Genomic DNA, 25,179 nt, shown 5'->3' on the forward strand with positions numbered 1-25,179 from the left:
TGAGCCCCGGCCACGGTGAGCCACGGTTTCGAAGGGGAACGACGCACGCATGGGTTTTGAACCGCCGCAGCGACTGGTGCGGGCTCTCGGCGAGACGTACGGGGACGCCGCCGCCGGCGACTGGCTGACCCGCCTCCCCGAACTGGCCCGGCGGGCGGCGGAAGCGCGGGAGCTGGCCGTGGAGCGGGTGATCGCCCCGGGCGGGCGCAGCAGCCTGGTCGTCCTCGTACGGCTGCCGGACGGCACGCCGGCCGCGCTGAAGGTGGCGCCGCCCTTCGCCGCGCCGGACCTGGAGCGGGCCGCCCTCGCGCACTGGAACGGCTGGGGCGCGGTGCTCCCGCTGGACGCCGACGGCCCGGACCTGCTGCTGGAGCGGCTGCACACCGAGGTGAGCCTGCGGTCGCTGCCGGAGGCCAAGGCCCTGCTGGAGGCGGCGGGCACGGTGCGGCGACTGTGGGTGGCCCCGCCGGAGGGCCACGGTTTCGAGTCGGTGGCCGCCCGTACGGCGCGGCAGGCCGAGGCGATGCGGGCGGCCGGGGACGACGAGACGGGCGCGCTGGTGGCGGCGGCGCTGGACGCCCGCGACGGGCTGGTGGCGGACCCCGGCGAGGAGCTGCTGCTGCACGGGAACTTCCGGCAGGGCAAGGTGCTGGCCGGGGACCGGGCGCCCTGGCTGGCGGTCGGCCCCGACCCGCTCGTGGGGGAACGGGCGTACGACCTGGCACGGCTGGTCCGCGACCGGGTCGAGGACCTGGTGGCGGCGGCGTCGGGCGCGGCGGCGGGGCGGCGCCGGGTGAACAAGCTGGCCGACTCGCTGGACGTGGACCGCGAGCGGCTGCGCGGCTGGACGCTGTTCCGGGCGGTGGAGTCCGGGACGCGGGCGCTCGCGGCCGGGCGGCGGCAGGACGGCGAGCTGCTGCTGGAGTTCGCGGGCTGGCTCCACGCCTGAGCGGGGCCCGGGCCGGGGGGCCGGGGGCGGGGGCCGGGGGCGGTGGCGGGCCGATCCGCCGGGAAGAAATCTCCCCTTATGGGTGAACAGGTGCGATATTGGGCATAACGCCCGCCTACCCCATTCCGTACTCACCCCTCACTGAGCTCCGCACCCACCGACCCCGGCTCGGACGGGAGGCCGTCATGGTCGAGGAACTGCTGGCAGCGGCCGTGGCCGTCGGATCGGCCGCCGCGCTCTACCTGGCCGCCGCCGCCAAGGTCGTCAAACAGTACGAGAAGGGCGTGGTCCTCCGCTTCGGCCGGCTCCGCAGCGGCGTCCGCGGCCCCGGGTTCACCATGGTCGTCCCGTTCATCGACCGGATGAACAAGGTGAACATGCAGATCGTGACCATGCCGGTGCCGGCCCAGGACGGCATCACCCGGGACAACGTCACCGTCCGGGTGGACGCGGTCATCTACTTCAAGGTGGTCGACGCAGCGGCGGCGATCATCCGCGTCGAGGACTACCGCTTCGCGGTCTCCCAGATCGCCCAGACCTCCCTGCGGTCGATCATCGGCAAGAGCGACCTGGACGACCTGCTCTCCAACCGGGAGAAGCTCAACCAGGGGCTGGAGCTGATGATCGACAATCCGGCCGTCGAGTGGGGCGTCACCATCGACCGGGTGGAGATCAAGGACGTGTCCCTGCCCGAGACCATGAAGCGCTCGATGGCCCGCCAGGCCGAGGCCGACCGCGAGCGGCGGGCCCGGGTCATCAACGCGGACGCCGAGCTCCAGGCGTCCAAGAAGCTCGCCGAGGCCGCCGGGGTCATGTCGGACACGCCGTCCGCGCTCCAGCTGCGGCTGCTCCAGACCATCGTGGCCGTCGCCGCCGAGAAGAACAGCACGCTGGTGCTGCCCTTCCCGGTGGAGCTGCTGCGCTTCCTGGAGCGCGCCGCGCAGAACCCCCCGGCCGACCGGTCCGCCGGGCAGTCCCCCGCCCCCGGGCAGGCCCCCGCCCCGGGGCAGCACCCGCCGCTGCACGTGCACGACCCGCACCTGCACGACCTGCTGGAGCCCGAACGCGAACCGGCGCCGGCGCCCCGGTCACGGGACGACGACGCCGGTACGGCGGGCTGCATCTGATCCACCCGGCCGGGCGGGCGCCTTCGACGGGCGCCCGCCTCGGCGTGCCGGGCGCCGGGCGGGTGGGGTGCTCGGCGCCGGGTGGGCGGTGTGCTCGGCGCCGGGCGGGCGGTGTACTCGGCGCCGGGCGGCAGGCTCAGGCGGAGAGGCGGGCGACGGCCTCCTCGACCGTCAGCTCCTCGCGCTCACCGGTACGGCGGTCCTTCAGCTCCAGGACCCCGTCGCCCGAGCGGCGGCCGGCGACCAGGATCTTCGGTACGCCGATCAGCTCGGCGTCCGTGAACTTCACGCCCGGCGACACCCCGGCCCGGTCGTCCACCAGCACCCGCAGCCCGGCGTCCTTCAGCTTCTCGGACACCTCCAGGGCCAGCTCGGTCTGGAGGGCCTTGCCCGCGGCGACCACGTGCACGTCGGCCGGGGCGATCTCGGCGGGCCAGCACAGCCCCTGCTCGTCGGCGTGCTGCTCGGCCAGGGCCGCCACCGCGCGGGAGACGCCGATGCCGTACGAGCCCATGGTGACCCGGACCGGCTTGCCGTTCTGGCCGAGCACGTCGAGCTGGAAGGCGTCGGCGTACTTGCGGCCGAGCTGGAAGATGTGGCCGATCTCGATGGCCCGGTCGATCTTCAGGTCGGAGCCGCAGTGCGGGCAGGGGTCGCCCTCCTCGACCACCACGACGTCCAGGTACTGCTCCACCTCGAAGTCGCGGCCGGCGACCACGTTCTTGGCGTGCTTGCCGGGCTTGTTGGCGCCGGTGATCCAGCCGGTGCCGGGCGAGACGCGCGGGTCGGCGAGGTACCGGACCTTGTCCAGGCCCTGCGGGCCGACGTAGCCCCGTACCAGGTCGTCACGGCCCTCGAAGTCCTCGGCGGTGACCAGCTCCACGACGGCCGGGGCCAGGTGGTCCTCCAGCTTGCCGAGGTCCACCTCGCGGTCGCCGGGCACGCCCACGGCCACGATCTCGCCGTCCACCTTGACCAGCAGGTTCTTCAGCGTGCGGGACGCCGGGACGCCCAGGTGCGCGGCGAGCGTCTCGATGGTCGGCGTGTCGGGGGTGTCCAGCTCCTCGACCGGGCCGTGCGCGGTGGGGTCCTCGGGCTGCTGCTTGAACGTGACGGCCTCGGTGTTCGCGGCGTAGTCGCAGTTCGGGCAGTAGACGAAGGTGTCCTCACCGGCGGCGGCCGGCGCCAGGAACTCCTCCGACGCCGAGCCGCCCATGGCGCCCGAGACCGCCGAGACGATCTTGTGCTTCAGGCCGAGGCGGTCGAAGATCTTGATGTACGCGGCGCGGTGCAGCGCGTACGACTCCGCCAGGCCCTCGTCCGTGGTGTCGAAGGAGTACGAGTCCTTCATCTGGAACTCGCGGCCGCGCAGGATGCCGGAGCGAGGACGCGCCTCGTCGCGGTACTTCGTCTGGATCTGGTAGAGGATCACCGGCAGGTCCTTGTAGGACGTGCACTGGTCCTTGACCAGCTGGGTGAAGATCTCCTCGTGCGTGGGGCCCAGGAGGTAGTCGCCGCCCTTGCGGTCCTGGAGGCGGAACAGCTCGGCGCCGTACTCGCTCCAGCGGCCCGTGGCCTCGTACGGCTCCTTGGGCAGCAGCGCGGGCAGCAGGACCTCCTGCGCGCCGATGGCGTCCATCTCCTCGCGCACCACGCGGGAGACGTTCTCCAGGACCTTCATGCCCAGCGGCAGCCACGACCAGATGCCCGCGGCGTTGCGGCGGACATAACCGGCGCGGACGAGCAGCTTGTGGCTGAGCGTCTCGGCGTCCGCCGGGTCGTCGCGCAGTGTCTTGACCATCAACCGGGACATGCGCTGGACCTGGGCCATGGGGAACTCTCCTGCGGTGAAAAGTGTGATGGCTAGGAGGTTAGCTCCGGGGCGGCTGCCGAAGGAAATCAGTTCGGCCGGGGCAGCGGCAGCGGAGCGCCCATCACGGCGTACGGCTTCGCGGCGCTGGGGAAGTGCACCCGGCGGGCCAGGTCCTGGTAGCCGAGGGTCCGGTAGAGGGACCGGGCCGGGTTCTCCACGTCGATCGCCGACAGGATGGACCGCGGCTGGTCGGCGGCGTCCGTGATGGCGGTGATCAGCGCGCGGCCGATGCCCCGGGACTGGAAGCCGGGGTGGACGTGCAGCTCGGTGATCACGAAGGAGTCGTCGAGCCAGGAGACGTTGCCCTCGCGGACCAGGTAGGGCTGCACGACCGTCGACCACCAGTGCGTACGGTCGTTGGGCATCCCGTACACGAAGCCGGCGAGCCGCCCCTCGGGGGTGAGCGCGCCGTACGCGAGGGCGCCCGGGTTCTGGAGGTGGCGCAGCACGATGTGGCGGCGCACCGCGATCTCGTCCTCGGTGAGCCCGAAGGCGAGGGCCTGTACGGCGAGGGCGTCGTCCACGCGTGCGGCGAGGTCGACCGGCCCGATCACGACGTCGTCCATGCGGTGCTCATCCATGCTCGGACCCTACAAGCGGGGCGCCGCGCTCAGAACAGCACGCTCATGAACGTCCCGGTCTCCTGGAAGCCCACCCGCCGGTAGGCGGCCCTGGCCGGGAGGTTGTAGTCGTTGACGTACAGCGAGACGACCGGCGAGACGTCGGCGAGCGCGTACCGCAGCACGGCGGCCATCCCCGTCTCGGACAGCCCGCGCCCCCGGTACTCGGGCGCGACCCACACGCCCTGGATCTGGCACGCCTGGGGCGTCGCGGCGCCGATCTCCGCCTTGAAGACGACCTTGCCGTCGTCGATGCGGGCGAACGACCGCCCGGCGCCGACCAGTTCGGCGACCCTGGCCTGGTACAGCAGGCCGCCGTCCCCGGCCATCGGGGAGATGCCGACCTCCTCGGTGAACATCGCCACGCACGCGGGCATGATCACTTCCATCTCGTCCTTGCGGATGCGGCGGACGTACGGGTCGGGGGCGACGTCCTCGGACGGCCGGTCGGTGACCATCAGCGGCTGGTTGGGGCGGACGTCGCGGGCGGGGCCCCAGCTGGGTTCGAGGAGCCGCCACAGCCTCGCGGTCGGCTCGGCGGGGCCGACGATGGACGAGCAGCGGCGGCCGGCCCGGCGGGCGCGGTCCGCGAAGGCGCGGATGGCCTCGGGGGTGGCGCAGATGGGGACGAGGTTGGCGCCGGAGTAGCAGAGCGAGCGGAGCCGGCCGTCGGTGTACCAGCCCCACATCTCGCCGCCGAGGCGCCAGGGGTCGAGCCCGGCGACCTGGACGCGGGAGGTGACGAACGCGTTGGCGACCGGCTCGCTCTCCAGGATGGCGAGCGCGGCGCCGAGGTCGCTGGGCTCGAGGACCCGGGTGGTGGTCTGCGTCAACACGAAGGGGCCTCACCATGCGTTCCATACGGGTCCTGGCACTGTACCCGCCGGCCCCCCGAAACGGAGCGGCCCGCCCCCGAAGGCCGGGCGGCGGGCGGTGCGTTTGCGGGCGGTGCGTGGTGGGGCGGGCGCTCGCCGGTCGCGGTTGCGGGTGGTGCGTGGTGCGTGGTGCGGGCGGTGCACCCCGGTGGGGGTGGGGCGGGGCCCCTCCGGGCTCACCTCCTCGCGGTCGGCGGGGCACCCAGCCGGAAAGGGTGCCGTTACTCGCCGCCGATCCGCTGCGGGGGCGACCCTGCACGGCCCCACCCCGGCGCGTCGCCGACGCGGGCCGGTGGGGACAGGGGCACGGCCCCGCCCCGGCCGTCGGCCGACTGCGGCACGGTGGGTGTAGGGGCACGGCCCCACCCCGGTGGTACGCCGACTGCGGGCCGGGAAACGCGAACGCCCCGCGGGAGTCGCGGGGCGTTCGGGGACCGGGGGCGTCAGCTTACGGAGACCTCGGGCTCGCCCGACATCACGCCGTCCTTCTCCATCTGCTCGGCGATCTTCATCGCCTCCTCGATCAGCGTCTCGACGATCTTCGACTCGGGCACCGTCTTGATGACCTCGCCCTTCACGAAGATCTGGCCCTTGCCATTGCCGGACGCCACACCAAGGTCCGCCTCGCGGGCCTCGCCCGGGCCGTTGACGACGCAGCCCATGACCGCGACGCGCAGCGGGACCTCCAGGCCGTCGAGGCCGGCGCTCACCTGGTCGGCGAGCTTGTAGACGTCCACCTGGGCCCGGCCGCAGGAGGGGCAGGAGACGATCTCCAGGCGGCGCTGGCGGAGGTTCAGGGACTCCAGGATCTGGATGCCGACCTTGACCTCCTCCGCCGGCGGGGCGGAGAGGGAGACCCGGATGGTGTCGCCGATGCCCTCGGAGAGCAGCGCGCCGAAGGCGACCGCCGACTTGATGGTGCCCTGGAACGCGGGGCCGGCCTCGGTGACGCCGAGGTGCAGCGGGTAGTCGCACTGGGCGGCGAGCTGGCGGTAGGCGTTGACCATGACGACCGGGTCGTTGTGCTTGACCGAGATCTTGATGTCGCGGAAGCCGTGCTCCTCGAAGAGCGACGCCTCCCAGAGCGCCGACTCGACGAGCGCCTCGGGGGTGGCCTTGCCGTACTTCTCCAGGAGCCGCTTGTCGAGGGAGCCGGCGTTGACCCCGATGCGGATCGGGGTGCCGGTCTCGCCGGCCGCCTTGGCGATCTCCTTGACCTTGTCGTCGAACTGCTTGATGTTGCCGGGGTTGACCCGGACCGCGGCGCAGCCGGCGTCGATCGCGGCGAAGACGTACTTCGGCTGGAAGTGGATGTCCGCGATGACCGGGATCTGCGACTTCCTGGCGATCGTGGGGAGGGCGTCGGCGTCGTCCTGGGTGGGGCAGGCCACGCGGACGATCTGGCAGCCGGAGGCGGTCAGCTCGGCGATCTGCTGGAGCGTGGCGCCGATGTCGGAGGTGCGGGTCGTCGTCATCGACTGCACCGACACGGGCGCGTCTCCGCCGACGGCCACCGAGCCGACCTGGATCTTCCGGCTGACGCGCCGGTCGGCCAGCTTGGTCGGAACGGACGGGATACCGAGAGAAATCGCGGTCATCTGCTGTGCAACCCCAAGGTGTGGATCGAGGTCCCGAGATCGGCGGGCTCCGCCTTCGAGATTACAGGCCCCCGACGACACGGCCGGACACCGCGGGGTGTCCGGCCGTGGTCGTTCACGCGTACGTACGCCGTGGGTCTACGAGATTTTTACCGGGTTGACGATGTCGGCGACCAGGACGAGCAGGGTGAAGCAGATGAAGATGCCCGCCACGACGTAGGCCACCGGCATCAGCTTCGCCACGTCGAACGGGCCCGGGTCGGGGCGCCGGAAGACCTTGGCCACGTTGCGGCGTACGGACTCCCAGAGCGCGCCGGCGATGTGCCCGCCGTCCAGGGGCAGCAGGGGCAGCATGTTGAAGAGGAAGAGGGAGAGATTGAAACCGGCCAGGAGGGTCAGGAAGGTGGCGATGATGTTCTGGGTGGGGATGTCCAGGTTCATCACCTCGCCGCTGATCCGTGCGGCGCCGACGACGCCCACCGGGGAGTCCGCCTTGCGCTCGCCGTCGCCGAAGGCCGCGTTCCACAGGTCGGGGATCTTGGACGGCAGGGCGACGAGCGACTCGGCGCCGTTCTGGATCATGTCGCCCATGCGGTCCACGGACTGGCCGAAGGTGAGCGGGAGGATCTCCGTCCTGGCGGCGAAGCCGAGGTAGCCGGCGGGGACGTACTTGCCCTCGACGACCTCGCCGTCCGCGTCCTTCTGGACGACCTCGTTCTTGATGAGGGTGGGGTGGAGGGTCAGCCGCTCGCCGTCGCGGACGACGGTCAGGTCGGCGGGGCCGATGGTCTCGCGGATGCGCTGGGAGAGGGTGCCCCAGTCGTCGACGGGCCGCCCGTCGAAGGCCACGATCCGGTCGCCGGGCCTGAGGCCGGCGGCGTGGGCCGGGGAGACCGGGTCGCCCTTGGCGCAGGTGTCGCGCTGCTCGCTCTGCTCGATGACGCATTTCTGCACCCCGGCGACCTCGGTGGTCTGGGTGGCGAACCCGAAGGTCATCGCCACCCCGAGGAAGATCACGACCGCGAGGACCAGGTTCATGAACGGGCCGGCGAACATCACGATGACGCGCTTCCACGGCTTGCGCGTGTAGAACAGCCGGGTCTCGTCGCCGGGCTGGAGCTCCTCGTACGCCGCCGACCTGGCGTCCTCGATCATGCCGCGGAACGGGGAGGTCGAGCGGGCCTGGAGGCGGCCGTCGTCGCCGGGCGGGAACATCCCGATCATGCGGATGTAGCCGCCGGCGGGGATGGCCTTGATCCCGTACTCCGTCTCGCCCTTGCGCCGCGACCAGATGGTCGGGCCGAAGCCGACCATGTACTGCGGGACGCGGATGCCGAAGAGCTTGGCCGTGGAGAGGTGGCCGAGCTCGTGCCAGGCGATGGACAGGAGCAGCCCGACCGCGAACAGCGCGATGCCGAGGATCGTCAGCAGAATCGTCATGCGCGCGCCTCCGCGGTCGCCTTCGCCGTCAGTTCACGGGCCCGGGCGCGTGCCCAGGTCTCGGCCTCCAGGACGTCCGCCATGGTGAGGGAGGTTCCCGCGGTGGGGGTTCCGTGCTCGGTGACGACCGCCGTGACGGTGTCCATGATGCCGGTGAAGGGCAGCCGGCCGGCGAGGAACGCCTCGACGCACTCCTCGTTTGCGGCGTTGAACACGGCCGGGGCGGTGCCGCCCAGCTCGCCGACGTGGCGGGCGAGCCCGACCGAGGGGAACGCCTCGGTGTCCAGCGGGAAGAACTCCCAGGTGGACGCCTTCGACCAGTCGAAGGCGGGCGCGGCGTCCGGGACGCGCTCGGGCCAGCCGATGCCGATGGCGATCGGGCCGCGCATGTCGGGCGGCGTCGCCTGGGCGAGGGTGGACCCGTCGGTGTACTCGACCATCGAGTGGACGTACGACTGCGGGTGCACGACCACCTCGATGCGGTCGAAGGGGATGTCGTAGAGCAGGTGCGCCTCGATGACCTCCAGGCCCTTGTTGACGAGCGTGGCGCTGTTCACCGTGATGACCGGGCCCATGGCCCAGGTGGGGTGCGCCAGGGCGTCCTCGCGGGTGACGTGGGCCAGTTCCGCCTTCGTACGGCCGCGGAAGGGGCCGCCGGAGGCGGTGACGACCAGCTTGCGGACGTCGGCGCGGGTGCCGGCGGCCAGCGCCTGGAAGAGCGCGGCGTGCTCGGAGTCCACCGGGATGATCTGGCCCGGTTTGGCGAGCGCCTTGACCAGGGGGCCGCCGACGATGAGCGACTCCTTGTTGGCGAGGGCGAGGGTGCGGCCGGCCTCCAGGGCGGCGAGGGTCGGCGCCAGGCCGATGGAGCCGGTGATGCCGTTGAGCACGGTGTGGCAGGGGGAGGCCGCGAGCTCGGTGGCCGCGTCCGGCCCGGCGAGGATCTCGGGCAGCGGCTCGGAGCCGTACCGCCCGGCCAGCGCCTCCCGCAGCGCGGGCACCGCCTCCTCGCGCGCCACGGCGACCGTGCGCACCCGCAGCCGGTGCGCCTGCTCGGCGAGGAGCCCGGGCCGGCCGCCGGCGGCGGACAGGGCGGTGACGCGGAAGCGGTCGGGGTTGCGCAGCACCAGGTCGATGGCCTGGGTGCCGATGGACCCGGTGGAGCCGAGGACGACGATGTCCCGGCGGCCTTCGGAGGGGTCGAAGGCGATGTGCGGGTCTGCGAGGGGGGCTGGGCTGTCGCTCATGCCCCCCATTCTTGCCGCATCCGCGCCGCGGGCGGACCCCGGAGTCCCTATGCGGGGGACGTGAACTGCTCCCAGTGGGCGTGGAAGTCCGGGAACGTCTTGCGGACGCAGCCGGGGTCGTCGAAAGAGATGCCGGGGGTGCGCAGGCCGGTGACGGCGAACGACATCACGATGCGGTGGTCGCCGTGGGTGGTGATCCGGGCGGGTGCCGGGGTGCCGGGGTGGATCTCGATCCAGTCGGGGCCGGTGGTGGCGGTGATGCCGAGGCTCCGGAGGTTGTCGGCGCACGCCTGGAGGCGGTCGCACTCCTTGACGCGGGTATTGCCGACGTCCTCGATGCGTACGGGGCCGTCGGCGTAGGGCGCGAGGGCGGCGAGGGTGGGCATGGTGTCGGAGATGTCGCGCATGTTCACGGTGAGGCCGTGGAGGCGGCCGGTGCCGCGGACGGTGGTGGCGTCGGCGGTGGTGGTCACCTCGGCGCCCATCCGGCGCAGGACACCGGTGAAGGCGAGGTCGCCCTGGAGGGCGCCGGTGCCGAGGCCGGGGACGGTGACCTCGCGGCCGGTGAGCGCGGCGGCGGCGAAGAAGTAGCTCGCGGTGGAGGCGTCGGGCTCGATGGCGTAGGTGGTGGCGCGGTAGCCGGTGGGCGGGACGGTGAAGACATGGCCGTCGCGGGTGGGTTCGGCGCCGAAGGCGCGCATCATCGCGAGGGTGATCTCGACGTACGGCTGGGAGACCAGTTCGGTGACCGTGATCGTCAGGCCCTCGGCGGTGAGCGGGCCGAGCATCAGCAGGGCGGTGAGGTACTGGGAGGACTGGCCGGCGTCGAGGGTGAGCGTGCCGCCCTTGATGCCGGTGGCGGTGATCCGCAGCGGGTGGTGGCCCTCGGCGTCCTCGTGGTGGACGCCGGCGCCGAGCGCGCGCAGGGCCTCGGTGAGCGGGCCGAGGGGCCGGCGGCGCATCTGGGCGGAGGCGTCGAACCGGTAGTCGCCGTGGCCGGCGGCGGCGAGCGCGGGCAGGAACCGGGCGGTGGTGGCGCCGTCGCGGCAGTAGACGTCGGCGGTGGTGACCGCGGGCCCCGCGGGGCGCCCCTGGACGCGCCAGGCGCCGGGGGCCCGGTCGACGGCGTACCCGAGGGCGGTGAGCCCCTCGGCGAAGCCCTCGGTGTCGTCGGACACCAGCGGGCGCTGGAGCGTGGTGGTGCCGTCGGCCGCGGCGGCGAGGAAGAGGGCGCGGGCGGTGACGGACTTGGAGCCGGGGATGTCGATGGCGGTCACGGCGCCCATCCTGCCGTCCGGGGCGCGGTCGGCCGCGGGGTGTCTCACGGGCTGGGCGGCGCGTGCCCGCCCCGCCGGGCGGGCGGGGCGGGCACGGGGCGCGCGGGGCGGGCGGTCAGCGGATGGGGCGGTGGACGTTCTCCCGGGCGCTGGGGCCGGGGGTGGCGTCGGCGATCCAGGGGGCGTCGCCGCTGGGGTCGATGACGCCCTCCTCCAGCCAGGTGTACGTACCGGACAGGACGCCCTTGACGACCTTGCCGTCGATGTCGTCGGTGTTGGTCCAGAGCCGGCCGAACAGCTCCTCGACCCGGATGCGGGACTGGCGGCAGAAGGCGTCGGCGAGCTGGTACGCCTCGCGGCCGTGGTCCTCGGTGGTGCGCAGCAGTTCGGCGCGTACGCAGGCGGCGCTCATCGCGAAGAGTTCGGCGCCGATGTCGACGATCCGGCCGAGGAAGCCCTGCTTGGTCTCCATGCGGCCCTGCCAGCGGGACATGGCGTAGAAGGTGGAGCGGGCGAGCTTGCGGGAGGTGCGTTCGACGTAGCGGAGGTGGGTGGAGAGGTCGGCGTGCCCGGCGGGGTGGAAGTCGGCGTACGCGCGCGGCAACTGGCCCGGTCCGGCGACGAGTTTGGGGAGCCAGCGGGCGTAGAAGACACCGGCCTGGGCGCCGGCCTTCGCCTTGTCGCCGAGGGTCTTGTCGGGGTCGATGATGTCGCCGGCGACGGCGAGGTGGGCGTCGACGGCCTCGCGGGCGATCAGCAGGTGCATGATCTCGGTGGAGCCCTCGAAGATGCGGTTGATCCGCAGGTCGCGCAGGAGCTGCTCGGCGGGGACGGCCCGCTCGCCGCGGGCGGCGAGGGACTCGGCGGTCTCGTAGCCGCGGCCGCCGCGGATCTGGACCAGCTCGTCGGCGATGAGCCAGGCCATCTCGGAGCCGTAGAGCTTGGCGAGGGCCGCCTCGATGCGGATGTCGTTGCGGTCCTCGTCGGCCATCTGGCTGGCGAGGTCGACGACGGCCTCCAGGGCGAAGGTGGTGGCGGCCATGAAGGAGATCTTGGTGCCGACGGCCTCGTGCCGGGCGACCGGCTTGCCCCACTGCTCGCGGACGGAGGTCCACTCGCGGGCGATCTTCAGGCACCACTTGCCGGCGCCGACGCACATGGCGGGCAGGGAGAGCCGGCCGGTGTTGAGGGTGGTGAGCGCGATCTTGAGGCCGGCGCCCTCGGGGCCGATGCGGTTGGCGGCGGGGACGCGGACCCGGTGGAAGCGGGTGACGCCGTTCTCCAGGCCGCGCAGGCCCATGAAGGCGTTGCGGTTCTCGACGGTGACGCCCTCGGAGCCGGCCTCGACGATGAACGCGGTGATGCCGCCCTTGTGCCCCTCGGACTTCGGTACGCGGGCCATGACGACCATCAGGTCGGCGACCACGCCGTTGGTGGTCCACAGCTTGACGCCGTCGATGACGTACTCGTCGCCGTCCGGTACGGCGGTGGTGGCGAGGCGCGCCGGGTCGGAGCCGACGTCGGGCTCGGTGAGGAGGAACGCGGAGATGTCGGTGCGGGCGAGGCGCGGGAGGTAGGTCTCCTTCTGCTCGTCCGTGCCGAACTGCTTGAGGGGCTGCGGCAGGCCGATCGACTGGTGGGCGGAGAGGAGGGCGCCGACGGCCGGGTTGACGGAGCCGACGAGGGCCAGGGCCTTGTTGTAGTACACCTGGGTGAGGCCGAGGCCGCCGTACTTGGTGTCGATCTTCATGCCGAGGGCGCCGATCTCCTTGAGGCCGTCGATGACGGCGTCGGGGATGCGGGCCTCGCGCTCGATCAGGGCACCGTCGATCTTCGTCTCGCAGAAGTCGCGGAGCTTGGCGAGGAACTCCTCGCCGCGCTGGGCCTGTTCGGTGGCGGGCATCGGGTGCGGGTGGATCAGGTCGAGCCGGAAGCGGCCCAGGAACAGCTCCTTGGCGAAGCTGGGCTTGCGCCAGTCCTGTTCGCGGGCGGCCTCGGCGACCTGGCGGGCCTCGCGCTCGGAGACTTTGGGCTTGGGGTGGGGGCCGGACATGGTGGGCTCACCTCGCCGCGTTCGGGGGCGGCCGGCCGGTGGGTCCTACCGACCGGTACTTCCCCGACCGTATTACCCGATCGGAGCGGGTCCCAAAAGGCGGCCACCGCCTGGTGTGCGGGGGCCGCGGGCCGGTCCGCCGGCCGGTGGGCCCGCGCTGACCTGCGAGGACGCCCGGCGGGCGGGGGGTGGTGCGTTCCCCCGGCCCGGCTCGGCCGCCCGGGCAGGGCCGGGGGGCGGGGCGCGTGCCGGGCGGTGGGGCGGTCGGGCGCGCCCGGGCGGCTCGGTGGGGGCTTCTTGCGGGCGGCGGGCGGTGCGGTGCCGCGAGGACCGGGGCCTTCGTACGCGGTCGTACGCGGCCGCCGGCCGGGCGTCGCCCGCCTCACCGCCCGGTGGGGCGGGGGTCGCCGTCACCGCCCGGTGCGAGCCGGGCGGCGAGGCCGTCGAGGATCCGGTCGAGTCCATAGGCGAAGCGGTCCTCGCGCACCTGTTGCGGGTCCGTCTCTTCGCCCTCGTCGCCCTCTTCGCCGGAGTCCGGGCCGTGGGCCGAGAGCCACTCGCGCTCGGAGACACCACTGCGGGCGATCAGCGAGAGGTACGCGGCCTCGCTGGTGGCGATCCCGACGACGTACGCCATGAGCGCCCCGGCGGCCCGGTCGTCCTCACCCGCGGGGAAACCGGCCGCCCGGAACTGTGCGAGGAGACCCGAGGTCACGCGGACGGCGTTCGGGCCGACGTGGAGCAGCCCGACCTGGCCGAGTTCGGGGCCGACCCAGGTGTGGCGCAGGACCATCGCCCGCAGGTCGGCGGCCACGCGGGAGACCGCCGTGCGCCATGTCCCACGGGTGGCGGCGACCGGCGGGTCCAGCTCGCCGAACACGTCGTCCACGGCCAGCTGGATCAGCTCGTCCCGATTAGCCACGTGCCGGTAGAGGGACGTGGCACCGGCCTCCAGACGGGTGCCGAGCTTGCGCATGCTGAGCGCCTCCACCCCCTCCGCGTCCAGCAGCTCGATCGTCGCGGTCACGATCTGCTCCCGCGTCAGATGCTCCCGCTGCGGGCGTTGCGGACGTGTCCACACCGAGGTGATCGGCTTGGCGTCGTGAGGCATGGGTGGCCCACTCCTGTCGGTCGAGTCTGCGTGCCGGTCGGCCCTGATCGTACCGACACCGTACGCGTATTGCGTACGGCGATCGCAGCTGCGTACAGTGTTCGCATCGGGGGTTGCCGTACGCAGCCGTACGCCATGAGGGGAGTCGACCGTGCTGAACCGCATGAACTATGACGACAAGGGCGACTGGAGCGCCGAGGGACCGTGGGGCGCCCGGAATTCGGCCGGACGGCAGCTGGACCTCGCCCGGTGGCAGGCCCGCCTCGACCGGCTCTGCGCCGTACACCACGTGCCGGGAGCCTCCCTGGCCGTCCTCGCCGGCGGGACCGTCCACGAGCTGGCGAGCGGTGTGCTGCATAGCGGCACGGGCGTGGAGACGACGACCGAGTCGGTCTTCCAGATGGGCTCGATCGCCAAGATCTACACGGCCACCCTGGTCATGCGGCTCGTCGAGGACGGCCTACTGGACCTGGACGCGCCGGTCACGGACGTGCTGCCGGAGTTCTCCGCCGGTGGTCCCGCGGCGACCGCGATGATCACCGTCCGCCGGCTGCTCAGCCACACCAGCGGTCTCACCTGCGACTTCAATTACGACAGCGGGCGGGGGGACGACTGCCTCGCCATGTATGTCGAGGCCGCGAAGGACGTGGCGCTCGACTGCCCGCCCGGCAGCGCGATCTCGTACAGCAGCGTCGGCTACAACGTGCTCGGCCGGATCATCGAGGTGGTGACCGGCAAGGTCTGGGACCAGGCCCTCAAGGACCTGCTCCTGACCCCGCTCGGCCTCACCCGCACCATGACGCTGCCCGAGGAGGCGCTGCGTTTCCGCGCGGCCATGGGACACCTGGGCGAGCCCGGCCAGGAGCCGGACCCGGCGCCGGAGTGGGACATGATGCCGCGATCGGCTGGCCCGTACGGCAGGGTCATCGCCACCGCCGGCGACCTCGCCCGGCTCGCCCGCATGCACCTCGCCGGCGGCGTTGGCGAGGACGGTACCCGCGTGCTCTCCGAGGAGACCGTCGCCCTCATGCAGCGCCGGGTGGTCGACTGCCCCGACAAGTGGACGGTCAGCTCGGACGGTTGGGGCCTGGGCTGGGCCCTGTACGACTGGAACGGCGTCGAGGGCTACGGCCACGACGGCGCCTCCATCGGGCAGTACGCCTACCTGCGCGTGGTGCCCTCGGCCGGCGTCGCCGTCGCGCTGCTCACCAACGGCGGCGGCGCACGTGAGGTGTACACCGCGCTCTACCGCGAGCTCCTCGCCGACCTGGCCGGGGTGACCGTGCCGGAGCCCTTCGCCCCGGCCGCCACGCCGCCCGCGGTGGACTGGGCACCGCTCATCGGCACGTACCGGCGCGAGGGCGTGATCATCACGGTGACCGAGAAGGACGGCCAGGGGCAGGCGCTCTATGAGTTCGTCGACGGCATGAAGGACCTCTCCAAGCCCCTGCGGATCGACCTGCTGCCGGTCACGGAGACGGCCTTCGCCGGCACGGGCGTGGGCTCGGCCTTCAGCACGGACTACACGCCGGTGATCTTCTCCGCCCTGCCCGACGGCACGCGCTGCGTCTACATCGGCATGCGGTGCGCCCCCAGGAACGGCTGACCGGCCGCGCCGGCCGGGCGGTGCGACCACGCGCCGGCCGGGCGGTACGACCACGGGCCGGCCGGGCGCTGCGACCACGGGCCGGGCGGGCGGTGCGACCACGGGCCGGGCGGCCACCCCGTCGGCGTCGCAGCGATGCGGCGGACGCCGCCGGTTCGTGATCCCCTGTTGCCGGGCGGCCCCGCCGGTCCCGCCGGCCGGCCGCGCCCGTCACTCCCCCGGGCCCAGCGCCCGCCGCACCAGGTACCGCAGGTGGTCGTCCACCTCGCGCCGGGCGTCCCCGCCGGCCGCGTCCAGCGCGTCCAGTGCCCGCGCCACGAGCCCGGCCAGCTCCCGCCGCACGTCCGCCCACGCGCCGGGCGCCGCTCCCCCGGGCGGGGCGGCTGCGAGCGCCCCGGAGAGGGCGTCCGCGACCCTCCCCATGTCGCCGCAGAGGGTGAGCAGCCGCAGCAGACGCGGATCACCGGCCGTGCCCGGGCCCTCCCCGGCCGGCCGCGCCCCCCGGTCCCGGAGCCGCGCCTCCAGGACCGCCCGGCCGCTGCGGCCCTGGTCGTCGCCGTGGTCGTCGCCGTCGCCGTCGCCGAGGGAGGCCAGCGCGACCATCGCCGTCACGACGACGTCCGCCAGCTCCTTCCGGGCGTCCTCCCAGGTGTGGGAGGCACCCTTGCGGGGGTTGGCGCCGAGGGCCCCGTGGACGGCCTCGGCGACCTCGCCCAGCTCCTCGGCGACCTTGAGCACCCGCAGCAGCCGGGTGTCGGCGCCCGTGGCCGGCGCCGCCTCCACGTCCAGCCACCCCCGCAGCCGCTCCACCCGGTCCCAGGTCCCACCGTCCACGCCGCCTCCTCGGTTCCGGGGCAGGAGGCCGGCCCTCGTCCGCCCCACGCCCCGATGATGACCGGCGCCGACCCGACCGGGCAGGCGAACGCTGGTCCGGCACCCGGCAGGTCGTCCTCTCCGACGCGACCTTCCACACCTGCGACTTCGCACAACTCCGCGCCGAGGACACCTCGCTGGTACGGGCGGTGCTCGCGTCCCGCCGCGTCACCGGCTCCTCCTGGAGCACGAGCCACCTCCTGGACGTCCGGGTGGTGAACTGCCGCGGCGACATGTCCCTGTGGCGGCACTCCACGTTCAAGGGCGTCGTCTTCGAGCAGTGCAACCTGCGCGCCGCCGACTTCCAGTGGGCGGAGATGCGCGACGTCCTGTTCACGGGCCGCGACCTGAGCAGTGGGCGAGCCGCCGCGGATGCCGTCTTCGGCGGGCTGTTGAACGGGCAAACAACTGTGCCGTTTCGCAAGCCGAGTTGCGGGGTGCGCCGGCGGGGCGAAGAATTTGATCTGGAGTGCCAGTGCACCGTTGAGCCTTTCGCGGTTCCGGTGGCCAAGGGCCCGTTCCCGGGTCACGCCCACAACGGCAGAGCCGTACCCCACAAGCGCATCTGGAATTGTCATGGCCAAACTTGCCCGGCGAAGGATTTCCCGCGTGCTCGGCGCCTCTTGTCTGGCCGCCTCTCTGGCGGTTCCGGTCGGCGTGGGCACCGCTGTCGCCGCACCGGCCGCCGCGCCCGCGCAGGCGGCGTCGGCCGCGCAGCCCGATCCGCCGGACCCGCCGCCGCAGGAGGAGGAGCAGCAGCCCCCGCCGCAGGAGGAGCAGCCGCCGCCTGAGGAGCAGCAACCGCCGCAGGAGGAGCAGCAGCCGCCCCAGGAGGAGCAGCAGCCGGAGCAGCAACCCGAGGAGCAGCAGCCGCCGCAGGAGGAGCAGCAGCAGGAGGACGGGCAGCAGCTGATAACCCCTCAGCAGCAACAGCAGTTGCAGCAGCAGGCCGCGCAGGCACCGGATCAGGTGAAAGCCGACCTGAACGCCGCGCTGGCCGAGGCGCTGAAGGTGATCAACGACCCGAACGCCTCCGCGGAGGACAAGGAGGTCTACGGCTTCATCGTGGCGGACATCAGCAAGACGCTGAACGCCATCGACAGCCCGAACACGTCCGCGGCGGACAAGGCCACGTACACGAAGTTCCTCGCCGGGATCACCGGAGCGCTGAAGCTCGCCCAGGCCCCGAACCAGTCGGCGGACCAGAAGGCGGCGTACCGGGACATCGCCGACGACCTGGCCTACTGGGTGACGCGGATGCAGAGCCCCACCATCTCGGCGGCGGACAAGGAGTACTACAAGACCAAGGTGGAGCTGCTGAGTGACGCCATGATCGCGCTGTCGAAGCCGCAGGGCCCGCCGAAGCCCCCGGAGGAGAAGGCGAAGATCGAGAAGGGCGTGCAGAAGAACCTCGGCGCCCTGAAGGCGAGCCAGAACCCGAACACCAAGCCCAAGGACCCGAAGGACCAGGAGCAGATCAAGCAGGTCATCGAGAAGAACAGCCAGGCGCTGGTGACGGTTCAGGACCCTGACGCGTCGGAGCAGGAGCGCAGCGACGCCCAGCAGACGATCGACGCGCTCGACGGGGCCACGCAGAACTCCCAGTACCAGGAGTTCCTCGAAGAGGTGAAGCGCCTCGGCGCCTCGGGCGAGTGCGTGAGCTCGATCGAGGACCGCACCAACGAGGCGGGCTGGCCGGAGGGTTCGCTCTGGGGCCTGTCCAACTCCGCCTGTCAGGACACGGTCGCCGCCGGTGCCGACGACGACACCAAGTGGGCCCCCGTGTTCGAGTGTGTGGCCAACAAGCCGTTCTCGGAGTGCGTGGCGACGATCCCCAAGGAGTGACGCGAGGAGTGACGCGAGGAGTCACCCAGCGGATCGCCCTCGGTCCGCCGTGGGCACGGAGGGATGAGAAAGGCGGCCGGAGCCCCCGCACAGTGGGCTCCGGCCGCCGGTCGTGGGCCGTACGTGTGACGTACGGTCAGAGAGCGAGGCCCGTGAGGACCAGGACCCGCTCGTAGGTGTAGTCGTCCATCGCGTACCGGACGCCCTCGCGGCCGACGCCGGACTGCTTGGCACCGCCGTACGGCATCTGGTCGGCGCGGTAGGAGGGGACGTCACCGATGATCACGCCGCCGACCTCCAGGGCGCGGTGGGCGCGGAAGGCGGTCTGCAGGTCGTGGGTGAACACACCCGCCTGGAGGCCGAACTTGGAGTCGTTGACCGCGGCGAACGCCTCGGCCTCGCCGTCGACCTTGTGGAGGGTCAGGACCGGGCCGAAGACCTCCTCGCAGGCGAGGGTGGTGCCGGCGGGCAGGTTCTCCAGGACGGTCGGGGCGTACGTGGCGCCCTCGCGCTTGCCGCCGGTGAGGAGCCTGGCGCCGGCCGCGACGGCCTCGTCCACCCAGCTCTCGACGCGCTTGGCGGCGTCCTCGCTGACCAGCGGGCCGACGTCGGTGGCGTCGTCCGACGGGTCGCCGGTGCCCTGGGCCTCGACGGCCGCGGTGACCTTGGCGACCAGGCGGTCGTACACGGAGGCGTCGGCGATGACCCGCTGCACCGAGATGCAGGACTGGCCGCCCTGGTAGTTGGAGAAGGTGGCGATACGGGTCGCCGCCCAGTCCAGGTCCTCCTCGGAGGACCAGTCGCCGAGGACGACGGCGGCGGCGTTGCCGCCCAGCTCCAGGGTGCAGTGCTTGTGCGGCACGGACTCCTGGATGGCGTAGCCGACCTTGTCGGAGCCGGTGAAGGAGATGACCGGCAGGCGCTCGTCCTTGACCAGGGCCGGCATCCGGTCGTTGGTGACCGGCAGGATCGACCAGGAGCCGGCCGGCAGGTCGGTCTCGGCGAGCAGCTCGCCGAGGATCAGGCCGGACAGCGGGGTGGCGGGCGCGGGCTTGAGGATGATGGGGGCGCCGACGGCGATGGCCGGGGCGACCTTGTGGGCGCACAGGTTCAGCGGGAAGTTGAACGGCGCGATGCCGAGGACGACGCCCTTGGGGAAGCGGCGCGTCAGGCCCAGGCGGCCGGTGCCGCCGGCGTCGGTGTCGAGGCGCTGGGCGTCGCCGCCGTTGAAGCGGCGGGCCTCCTCGGCGGCGAACCGGAAGACGGACACGGCCCGGCCGACCTCGCCGCGGGCCCACTTGATCGGCTTGCCGTTCTCGGCGGAGATCAGGAGGGCGATCTCCTCGGTGCGCTCGGCGAGCCGCTTCGACACGTGGTCGAGGGCGGCGGCGCGTACGTGGGCCGGGGTGGCGGCGAACTCGTCGGTCACCGCGTGGGCGGCGGCCACGGCCTCCTCGACCTGGGCCTCGGTGGGCACGCTCACCCGGCCGACGGTGCGGCCGTCCCACGGGGAGGTGACGTCGAAGGCGGTCTCGCCGGTGGCCTCGCGGCCGGCGACCCAGAAGGCGGTGGCAGTCATGAGTGGATCCGGCCCTTTCGAAGCTGTGCGGGGTGGGGGGTTCCTCTGCTCACACGGTAGGGCCGGTCGGGCGCACGGTCGCTTGTCCGGGATGGAGTGGTGCCTCGCGTCAGTTTCGCCGTTCCGTACTGACAATGAGGCACACCCCGGCCACGACGACCGCGCCGCCGAGCGCGATCGGCCAGGTGACGGCCTCGCCGAGGATCAGCGCGCCGAGGGCGACGGCGACGACCGGGTTGACGTACGCGTAGGTGGCGACGAGCGAGAGCGGGGCGCTCTGGAGCAGCCAGGCGTACGCGGTGAAGGCGACCAGCGACCCGAAGACGACGAGGTACGCGAAGGCGGCCCAGGAGCGGCCGGAGATCGCGGCCGCGTCCAGCCCGTGGTGCTCGCCGCGGAGCAGGCCGAGCAGCAGGCAGCCGAGGCCGCCCGCGACCATCTCGTACGCGCTGGCCGTGAAGGGGTTGGCCGGCATCGGTACGCGCGAGGCGGAGAACGAGCCCGCCGACCACAGCACGGAGGCCACGACGACGGTCAGGACGCCGCCGATGCGCACGTCACCGCTGAGGCCGGGGAGGGTGAGTACGGCGAGGCCGGCCAGGCCGAGGAGGACACCGGCGTACGCGCCCGGGCCCGGCCGCTCCCCGAACGCGGTCCGCAGCACGACGACCCAGGCGGGCACGATCGCCACCAGCAGGGCGGCGAGGCCGGACGGGACGGAGGTCTCGGCGAGGACGACGAGCCCGTTGCCGCCGAGCAGCAGGAGCAGGCCGACGACGGCGGCGGAGGTGAGCTGCGCGCGGGTGACCCGGAGGACGCCGAGGCCCTTGCGGGCGGCCAGCAGGGCGGCGAGCAGCACCCCGGCGAGGACGAAGCGGACGCCGGCGGAGAGGAAGGGCGGCATGGTCTCGACGACGACCCGGATGCCGAGGTAGGTGGAGCCCCACACCACGTACACGATCGCCAGCGCGGCCCACACGGCGCCGGTGATACGGCGGGGGGCACTCTTCACGAGGCGGCCGCCCTCCACGAGGCGGCTGCCCTTCACAAGGCGGCCGGCGGGGGCGGGGGCCTGGTCGGAGGCGGGGACTGGGGCCTGGTCGGCGGGTGCTGGGGCTTGGTCGGCGGGTGCTGGGGCTTGGTCGGCGGGGGCTGGGGCGGCGGGGGCCCGGTCGGCGGGGCGGCTTGTCATGCTCCGGAGGCTAGGGAGGGGCGTTCGGGCGCGGCAATGTCTTTACGACGGTGGGATGCCGGTGTCACGAGGCCGGCGCGCCGCCCGTCGCCTTGAGGGCCAGCCACAGCTCCATGCGGACGTCCGGGTCGTCCAGCGAGCGGCCCAGGATCTCCTCCACGCGGCGCATCCGGTACCGCAGGGTGTGCCGGTGGACGCCCAGGTCCGCGGCGGCGGCGTCCCACTGGCCGTGGCGGGAGAGCCAGGCGCGCAGGGACGCGACCAGGTCGCCGCGGCCGGTCGCGTCGTGCTCGTGCAGCGCCCGCAGCATCCCGTCGGCGAACGCCCGTACCGCGTCGTCGGCCAGCAGGGGCAGCACCGACCCGGCCGCCAGTTCCTCGTGTTCGACCAGGGCGCGACCGCGCCGGCGGGCGACCGACAGGGCCTGCTCGGCCTGCTTGTAGGCGGTGCCCGCGGCGATCGGGCCGGTCGGGGCGGACAGCCCGACGACGACCCCGGCCTCCTCCGCCTCCTTCTCGGCGTACGCCCCGCAGGCGTCCGCCACCGCTCCCCCGTCGCCGGCGAGCACCACCAGCCGCTCCTCGCCCTCGGGCACCGTGAGCACCGCCTCGCCGGTACGGGCCGCCGCGGCCTCCAGCGACTCGGCCAGCGCGGGCAGCGGGGCCTCGGCGGCCGGGTCGCGGTCGCCGGCCGCCGGTTCGGCGATCAGCAGCCGGAACGGGGCGTCCAGCAGCTCTCCGTACAGGTCGCCGGCCACCGCCCGGGCGTGGTCCGGCTGCCCGGCGAGCATCATGCGGAGCACCGCCACGCCGAGCCGCTGCTCGGCCGCCTGGAGGGAGCGCGACCGCTCGGTGGTGAGCGTCAGCAGGGCGATGGCCGAGTGGACGGCGTACCGCTCCGCCGTGCCGAGCGGCGCCCCGGTGCCCACCGCCAGCGCGCCGCGCACCCGCCGCCCGCTGCCCAGCGACTGCAGCTCCACCCGGTCGTCGGTGCCGCCGACCACGGCGCTCGCGGGGGCGGCCCGCTCCCGGAGGCGCTGGACGTCGGGGGTGAGCCGGCCGGCCCGGCGCGCCGCCCACTCGGGCGCCGCCGCGAGCACGGCGCCGGACGCGTCGTACAGCGCCGCCCAGCCGTCGACGTGCGCGGCGAGCCGGGCGATCACGGCGGCGGGGCCCTCGGCGAGGGCGGCCCGGGTCATCTCGCGCTGGGCCTCGAAGCCGGCGGTGACGGCGCGGTACTGGTCGGCGGCGACGGCCGCCGAGACCGCTTTGGAGATGGCGAGGAACGGGGTGCGCCGCGGTACCTCCAGGAGGGGGAAGTCCTCGTCGCGGGCGGCGTCCACGAGGGCCTGCGGGGTCTCGTCGTAGTTGACGCCCACGGCGAAGCCGAGGCCGACGACCCCGGCGTCGGACAGCCGCTTGACGTAGCGGCGCATGGCCTCGGGGTTCTCCGCGTCGAGCTTCATCGCGGTGACCATCAGCAGCTCGCCGCCCTCCATGTAGGGGACGGGGTCGGCGAGCTCGCTGACGTGTGCCCAGCGCACGGGGGTGTCGAGGCGGTCCTCCCCGGCGCGGACGGTGAGCTTCAGCGCCGAGTGCTGGACGAGCGAGGCGAGCGTGAGCGGCATGGCGGGGACCGTCGGACTTTCGGAGGCTGCGGCGGCGCCTGGGCGGGGCGCCCGGACACGGGGCGGGGCGGTGTCGGGGGCGGAGCCGGCGGAACTTTGCGCCGTCCCGTAGGAACGACTTCCCTCAATTCTGCCAGGTTGTACGGTGCCGCCTCAGGTGCGCAGGTCCACAAGAAGCGGAGGGACGTGTTCCCCCCGGACGCCCGTCAGGGACAGTACGGCATGCCCGGGCGGGACCGCGTGGGCGAGGTCCGAGGCGGACCAGCGCTGCCGCTCGACCTCCCGGACGGTCACCGCCTCGGCCGTGGCCGCCTTGCCGGTGACCAGGCGGCGCAGGAAGTGCAGGGCCTTGGTGAGCGGCTCGTCGGCGATGATCTGCCGGTTGGTGACGTCCCGGGTCTGGACCCACTCGGTGCCCCAGGTCTCGGCGAACCGGCCGCCGTCCCAGGACGCGATCCCGGCGAACGCCATCCGGCACCCCACCGCGCCCAGCAGGGGCCCGCGCAGGGCCTCGGGCACGTCCTCCAGGGTCCGCAGCGCCAGGACGACGCCGGCGTGGGCGGAGCGCAGCCGCTGGACGGCGCGTACGGAGTCGGCGGTGACGGTGTACGTGGCGTCGTCCAGCACCAGGCAGGCGAACAGCGAGCGGTCCGCGCGGGTCAGCGCCGCCTCGGTGAACTGGGCCATCAGCAGCCGGGCCACGATCCGGGACGCCTCGGCGTGGCCGCGCTCGGGCAGGTCCACCCGGACCCGCAGCGGGTGCTCGACGGCGCGCGGCGAGAACCGGCGCCCCTCCTCGCCAGTGCGGAAGAAGCGGGCAAAGGCGGGCCGGTCGAGGAAGGCGATCCGCTCCGCGAGCAGCACCCCGACCTCGTCGCCGCGCTCGGCCTGCCGGGCCCGGGCGTCCAGCTCGCGCAGCTGGGCGGGGTCGTGGGCGACGGCCGCGCGCAGCTCGGCGAGCGCTCCGGGCGCGCCGCCGAGCAGCTCGCGCAGCTCCGGTACGGCCGGGAAGTGGCCGTGGGCGGCGCGGTAGGGGCCGATGAGCTGGGCCAGGGCGGTGGCGGCACGGCGGCTGTCGGGGACGAGGTCGCCGACGAGGGCCTCGGCGAGCATCCGGGCGGCCTCGTCCGGGTCCTCGGCGCCGCCGTACAGGTCGAGGTCGTGCGTGGAGTCGGGGCGGCCCACGGAGACGATCACGTCGAACGCCTCGTCGGGGGCGAGCGCGGTGCCGTGGGCGGTCACGGCGATGACGGCGGCGCGGTTGGCGAGGGCCTGGAGGCACAGGGACTCCACGACGGGGCGGATCAGCCGGACCGTCTTGCCGGACCCGGCGGGCCCGACGGCCAGCAGGGAGGTGCCGAGCACGGCGGGCTCCAGCGCCACCCCGGTCGTCCGCCGGGCGTACGGGTTGCGGGGGTGGTCGGCGGCGGTGCCGATCCGCACCTGGGCGGTGGCCAGGTCGTGCGCGGCGGTACGGACGGGCAGGTCGCGGACGCCCGAGGGATGGGCACAGGCGGCGGGCCCGTGGGCGCGCACGGCGTCGGTGAACGCGGCGAGCCGGTCCGGGTGGGTGCGTACGCCCTGCCACGCGCGCCGGATGCGGGCGTAGTCCACGTCGCGCAGCGCCCCGGAGCGGGTGGCGTCGGCCAGCCGCGCCGCCGCGTCCCCGAGCCCGGCGTCCCGCAGCTCGGGCCAGTCGACCGGATCGGCGTCCGGGGGCGGCGGCGGGGGCGGGGCGTCCTTCTTTTTGGCGTATCGGCGCCAGATCTCGGGGATGTGGCCGATCCGGGCGAAGAAGACCAGGAACCCGCCGCCGACGATCGCGTAGTAGACGTAGCTGGCGGTGGCCCAGGTGCCGGGCTGGGTGCGCCACTCGTCGGGGGTGAGGACCAGCAGGGGCCACAGCCAGTAGTACCCGAGGTACCCGTTCCACAGGAGGGACCACAGGAGCCAGCCGCTGAGCAGGGCGATCAGGGCGCCGGCGAACAGCCTGCGCGCGGGCACCGCCTCCGGCTCCTCCTTGGGGCGGGGCCGGTGGCCGAGGCGCCAGACACCCGGCTCGGCGGGGGGCCGGGGGGTGCGCAGCCACGCGGCCGTCCCCCCGGCGGCGGGCGCCGGGGCATGCCGGGGCGGAGGCGGCACGGCCGGCTTCCCGACGTGGCTGCGCCGTGCCTCGTACGTACCGTCCGTCTCCATGAACCCCTGCCCCCTGACCAGCCGGGTCGCGCGTGCCTGTGCATCCGTCAATCTAGTGCGTGGACCGCCGTCTTGGCCCGGGAGCCGGGGG

17 protein-coding genes and 2 pseudogenes are annotated in these 25,179 nt (G+C 73.5%); 5 read left to right on the forward strand and 14 right to left on the reverse strand.

Annotated features, from left to right (window positions below; genetic code table 11):
* The first annotated feature begins 49 nt into the window (after positions 1 to 49).
* Both ACF08D_RS30065 and ACF08D_RS30070 read left to right on the forward strand, forming a co-directional pair.
* Complete coding sequence (locus ACF08D_RS30065; RefSeq protein ID WP_392227193.1) at positions 50 to 949, forward strand: aminoglycoside phosphotransferase family protein; 900 nt, start codon at positions 50 to 52, stop codon at positions 947 to 949.
* Between the two features lie 185 nt (positions 950 to 1,134).
* Positions 1,135 to 2,076: a slipin family protein gene (locus tag ACF08D_RS30070; protein WP_392227195.1), complete on the forward strand. Its 942-nt coding sequence runs from the start codon at positions 1,135 to 1,137 to the stop codon at positions 2,074 to 2,076.
* Positions 2,077 to 2,212: 136 nt separating this feature from the next.
* Here the strand turns inward: ACF08D_RS30070 and ACF08D_RS30075 are convergent, their stop codons facing one another.
* The 9 genes from ACF08D_RS30075 to ACF08D_RS30115 form a co-directional block, all read right to left on the reverse strand.
* Positions 2,213 to 3,907 carry a proline--tRNA ligase gene (locus ACF08D_RS30075; RefSeq protein WP_392227196.1) on the reverse strand — a complete coding sequence of 565 codons (1,695 nt, stop codon included), beginning with the start codon at positions 3,905 to 3,907 and terminating at the stop codon, positions 2,213 to 2,215.
* Positions 3,908 to 3,975: 68 nt separating this feature from the next.
* Positions 3,976 to 4,515, reverse strand: coding sequence for a GNAT family N-acetyltransferase (locus ACF08D_RS30080; RefSeq protein WP_392227432.1), 540 nt, complete (start codon positions 4,513 to 4,515; stop codon positions 3,976 to 3,978).
* A gap of 44 nt (positions 4,516 to 4,559) precedes the next feature.
* Positions 4,560 to 5,405, reverse strand: a complete 846-nt coding sequence (locus ACF08D_RS30085) for a GNAT family N-acetyltransferase (protein WP_392227198.1) — start codon at positions 5,403 to 5,405, stop codon at positions 4,560 to 4,562.
* Positions 5,406 to 5,887: 482 nt separating this feature from the next.
* Complete coding sequence (gene ispG, locus ACF08D_RS30090) at positions 5,888 to 7,042, reverse strand: flavodoxin-dependent (E)-4-hydroxy-3-methylbut-2-enyl-diphosphate synthase (protein ID WP_392227200.1); 1,155 nt, start codon at positions 7,040 to 7,042, stop codon at positions 5,888 to 5,890.
* A 138-nt stretch (positions 7,043 to 7,180) separates the two neighbouring features.
* Positions 7,181 to 8,482: a M50 family metallopeptidase gene (locus ACF08D_RS30095; protein WP_392227202.1), complete on the reverse strand. Its 1,302-nt coding sequence runs from the start codon at positions 8,480 to 8,482 to the stop codon at positions 7,181 to 7,183.
* Positions 8,479 to 9,729: a 1-deoxy-D-xylulose-5-phosphate reductoisomerase gene (gene dxr, locus ACF08D_RS30100; RefSeq protein WP_392227204.1), complete on the reverse strand. Its 1,251-nt coding sequence runs from the start codon at positions 9,727 to 9,729 to the stop codon at positions 8,479 to 8,481. The genes ACF08D_RS30095 and dxr overlap by 4 nt, the downstream gene beginning before the upstream one ends.
* Positions 9,730 to 9,776: 47 nt before the next feature.
* The gene (gene aroA, locus ACF08D_RS30105) at positions 9,777 to 11,006 is read right to left on the reverse strand and encodes a 3-phosphoshikimate 1-carboxyvinyltransferase (protein ID WP_392227206.1); all 1,230 of its coding nucleotides are present in this window, start codon (positions 11,004 to 11,006) and stop codon (positions 9,777 to 9,779) included.
* A 115-nt stretch (positions 11,007 to 11,121) separates the two neighbouring features.
* Positions 11,122 to 13,059, reverse strand: a complete 1,938-nt coding sequence (locus tag ACF08D_RS30110) for an acyl-CoA dehydrogenase family protein (protein ID WP_392227208.1) — start codon at positions 13,057 to 13,059, stop codon at positions 11,122 to 11,124.
* Positions 13,060 to 13,441: 382 nt separating this feature from the next.
* The gene (locus tag ACF08D_RS30115) at positions 13,442 to 14,170 is read right to left on the reverse strand and encodes a TetR/AcrR family transcriptional regulator (protein WP_392227210.1); all 729 of its coding nucleotides are present in this window, start codon (positions 14,168 to 14,170) and stop codon (positions 13,442 to 13,444) included.
* Between the two features lie 163 nt (positions 14,171 to 14,333).
* Here ACF08D_RS30115 and ACF08D_RS30120 point away from each other — a divergent pair, with 163 nt between their 5' ends.
* The gene (locus ACF08D_RS30120; RefSeq protein WP_392227434.1) at positions 14,334 to 15,776 is read left to right on the forward strand and encodes a serine hydrolase; all 1,443 of its coding nucleotides are present in this window, start codon (positions 14,334 to 14,336) and stop codon (positions 15,774 to 15,776) included.
* A gap of 582 nt (positions 15,777 to 16,358) precedes the next feature.
* On the opposite strand, the pseudogene ACF08D_RS30125 reads toward ACF08D_RS30120, so the two are convergent.
* Positions 16,359 to 16,610, reverse strand: a pseudogene (locus ACF08D_RS30125) (MazG-like family protein); the annotation flags it as partial.
* Positions 16,611 to 16,882: 272 nt separating this feature from the next.
* Between ACF08D_RS30125 and ACF08D_RS30130 the strand changes: the two are divergent.
* A pseudogene (locus ACF08D_RS30130) lies at positions 16,883 to 16,978 on the forward strand (pentapeptide repeat-containing protein); the annotation flags it as partial.
* A gap of 280 nt (positions 16,979 to 17,258) precedes the next feature.
* A complete protein-coding gene (locus ACF08D_RS30135; RefSeq protein ID WP_392227458.1) occupies positions 17,259 to 18,494 on the forward strand; it encodes a hypothetical protein in 1,236 nt (411 codons plus the stop codon).
* A 136-nt stretch (positions 18,495 to 18,630) separates the two neighbouring features.
* Here the strand turns inward: ACF08D_RS30135 and ACF08D_RS30140 are convergent, their stop codons facing one another.
* The 4 genes from ACF08D_RS30140 to ACF08D_RS30155 form a co-directional block, all read right to left on the reverse strand.
* Entirely contained in the window at positions 18,631 to 20,073 is a 1,443-nt protein-coding gene (locus tag ACF08D_RS30140) for an aldehyde dehydrogenase family protein (protein ID WP_392227212.1), read from the reverse strand.
* A gap of 109 nt (positions 20,074 to 20,182) precedes the next feature.
* On the reverse strand, positions 20,183 to 21,085 hold the full coding sequence (locus ACF08D_RS30145) for an EamA family transporter (RefSeq protein WP_392227214.1): 903 nt from the start codon (positions 21,083 to 21,085) through the stop codon (positions 20,183 to 20,185).
* Between the two features lie 244 nt (positions 21,086 to 21,329).
* Positions 21,330 to 22,892, reverse strand: coding sequence for a PucR family transcriptional regulator (locus ACF08D_RS30150; RefSeq protein WP_392227216.1), 1,563 nt, complete (start codon positions 22,890 to 22,892; stop codon positions 21,330 to 21,332).
* Between the two features lie 153 nt (positions 22,893 to 23,045).
* The gene (locus ACF08D_RS30155; protein ID WP_392227218.1) at positions 23,046 to 25,088 is read right to left on the reverse strand and encodes an ATP-binding protein; all 2,043 of its coding nucleotides are present in this window, start codon (positions 25,086 to 25,088) and stop codon (positions 23,046 to 23,048) included.
* Positions 25,089 to 25,179: the final 91 nt, after the last annotated feature.

It is taken from the genome of Streptomyces sp. NPDC015131 (assembly GCF_043079975.1).
Classification (GTDB): domain Bacteria; phylum Actinomycetota; class Actinomycetes; order Streptomycetales; family Streptomycetaceae; genus Streptomyces.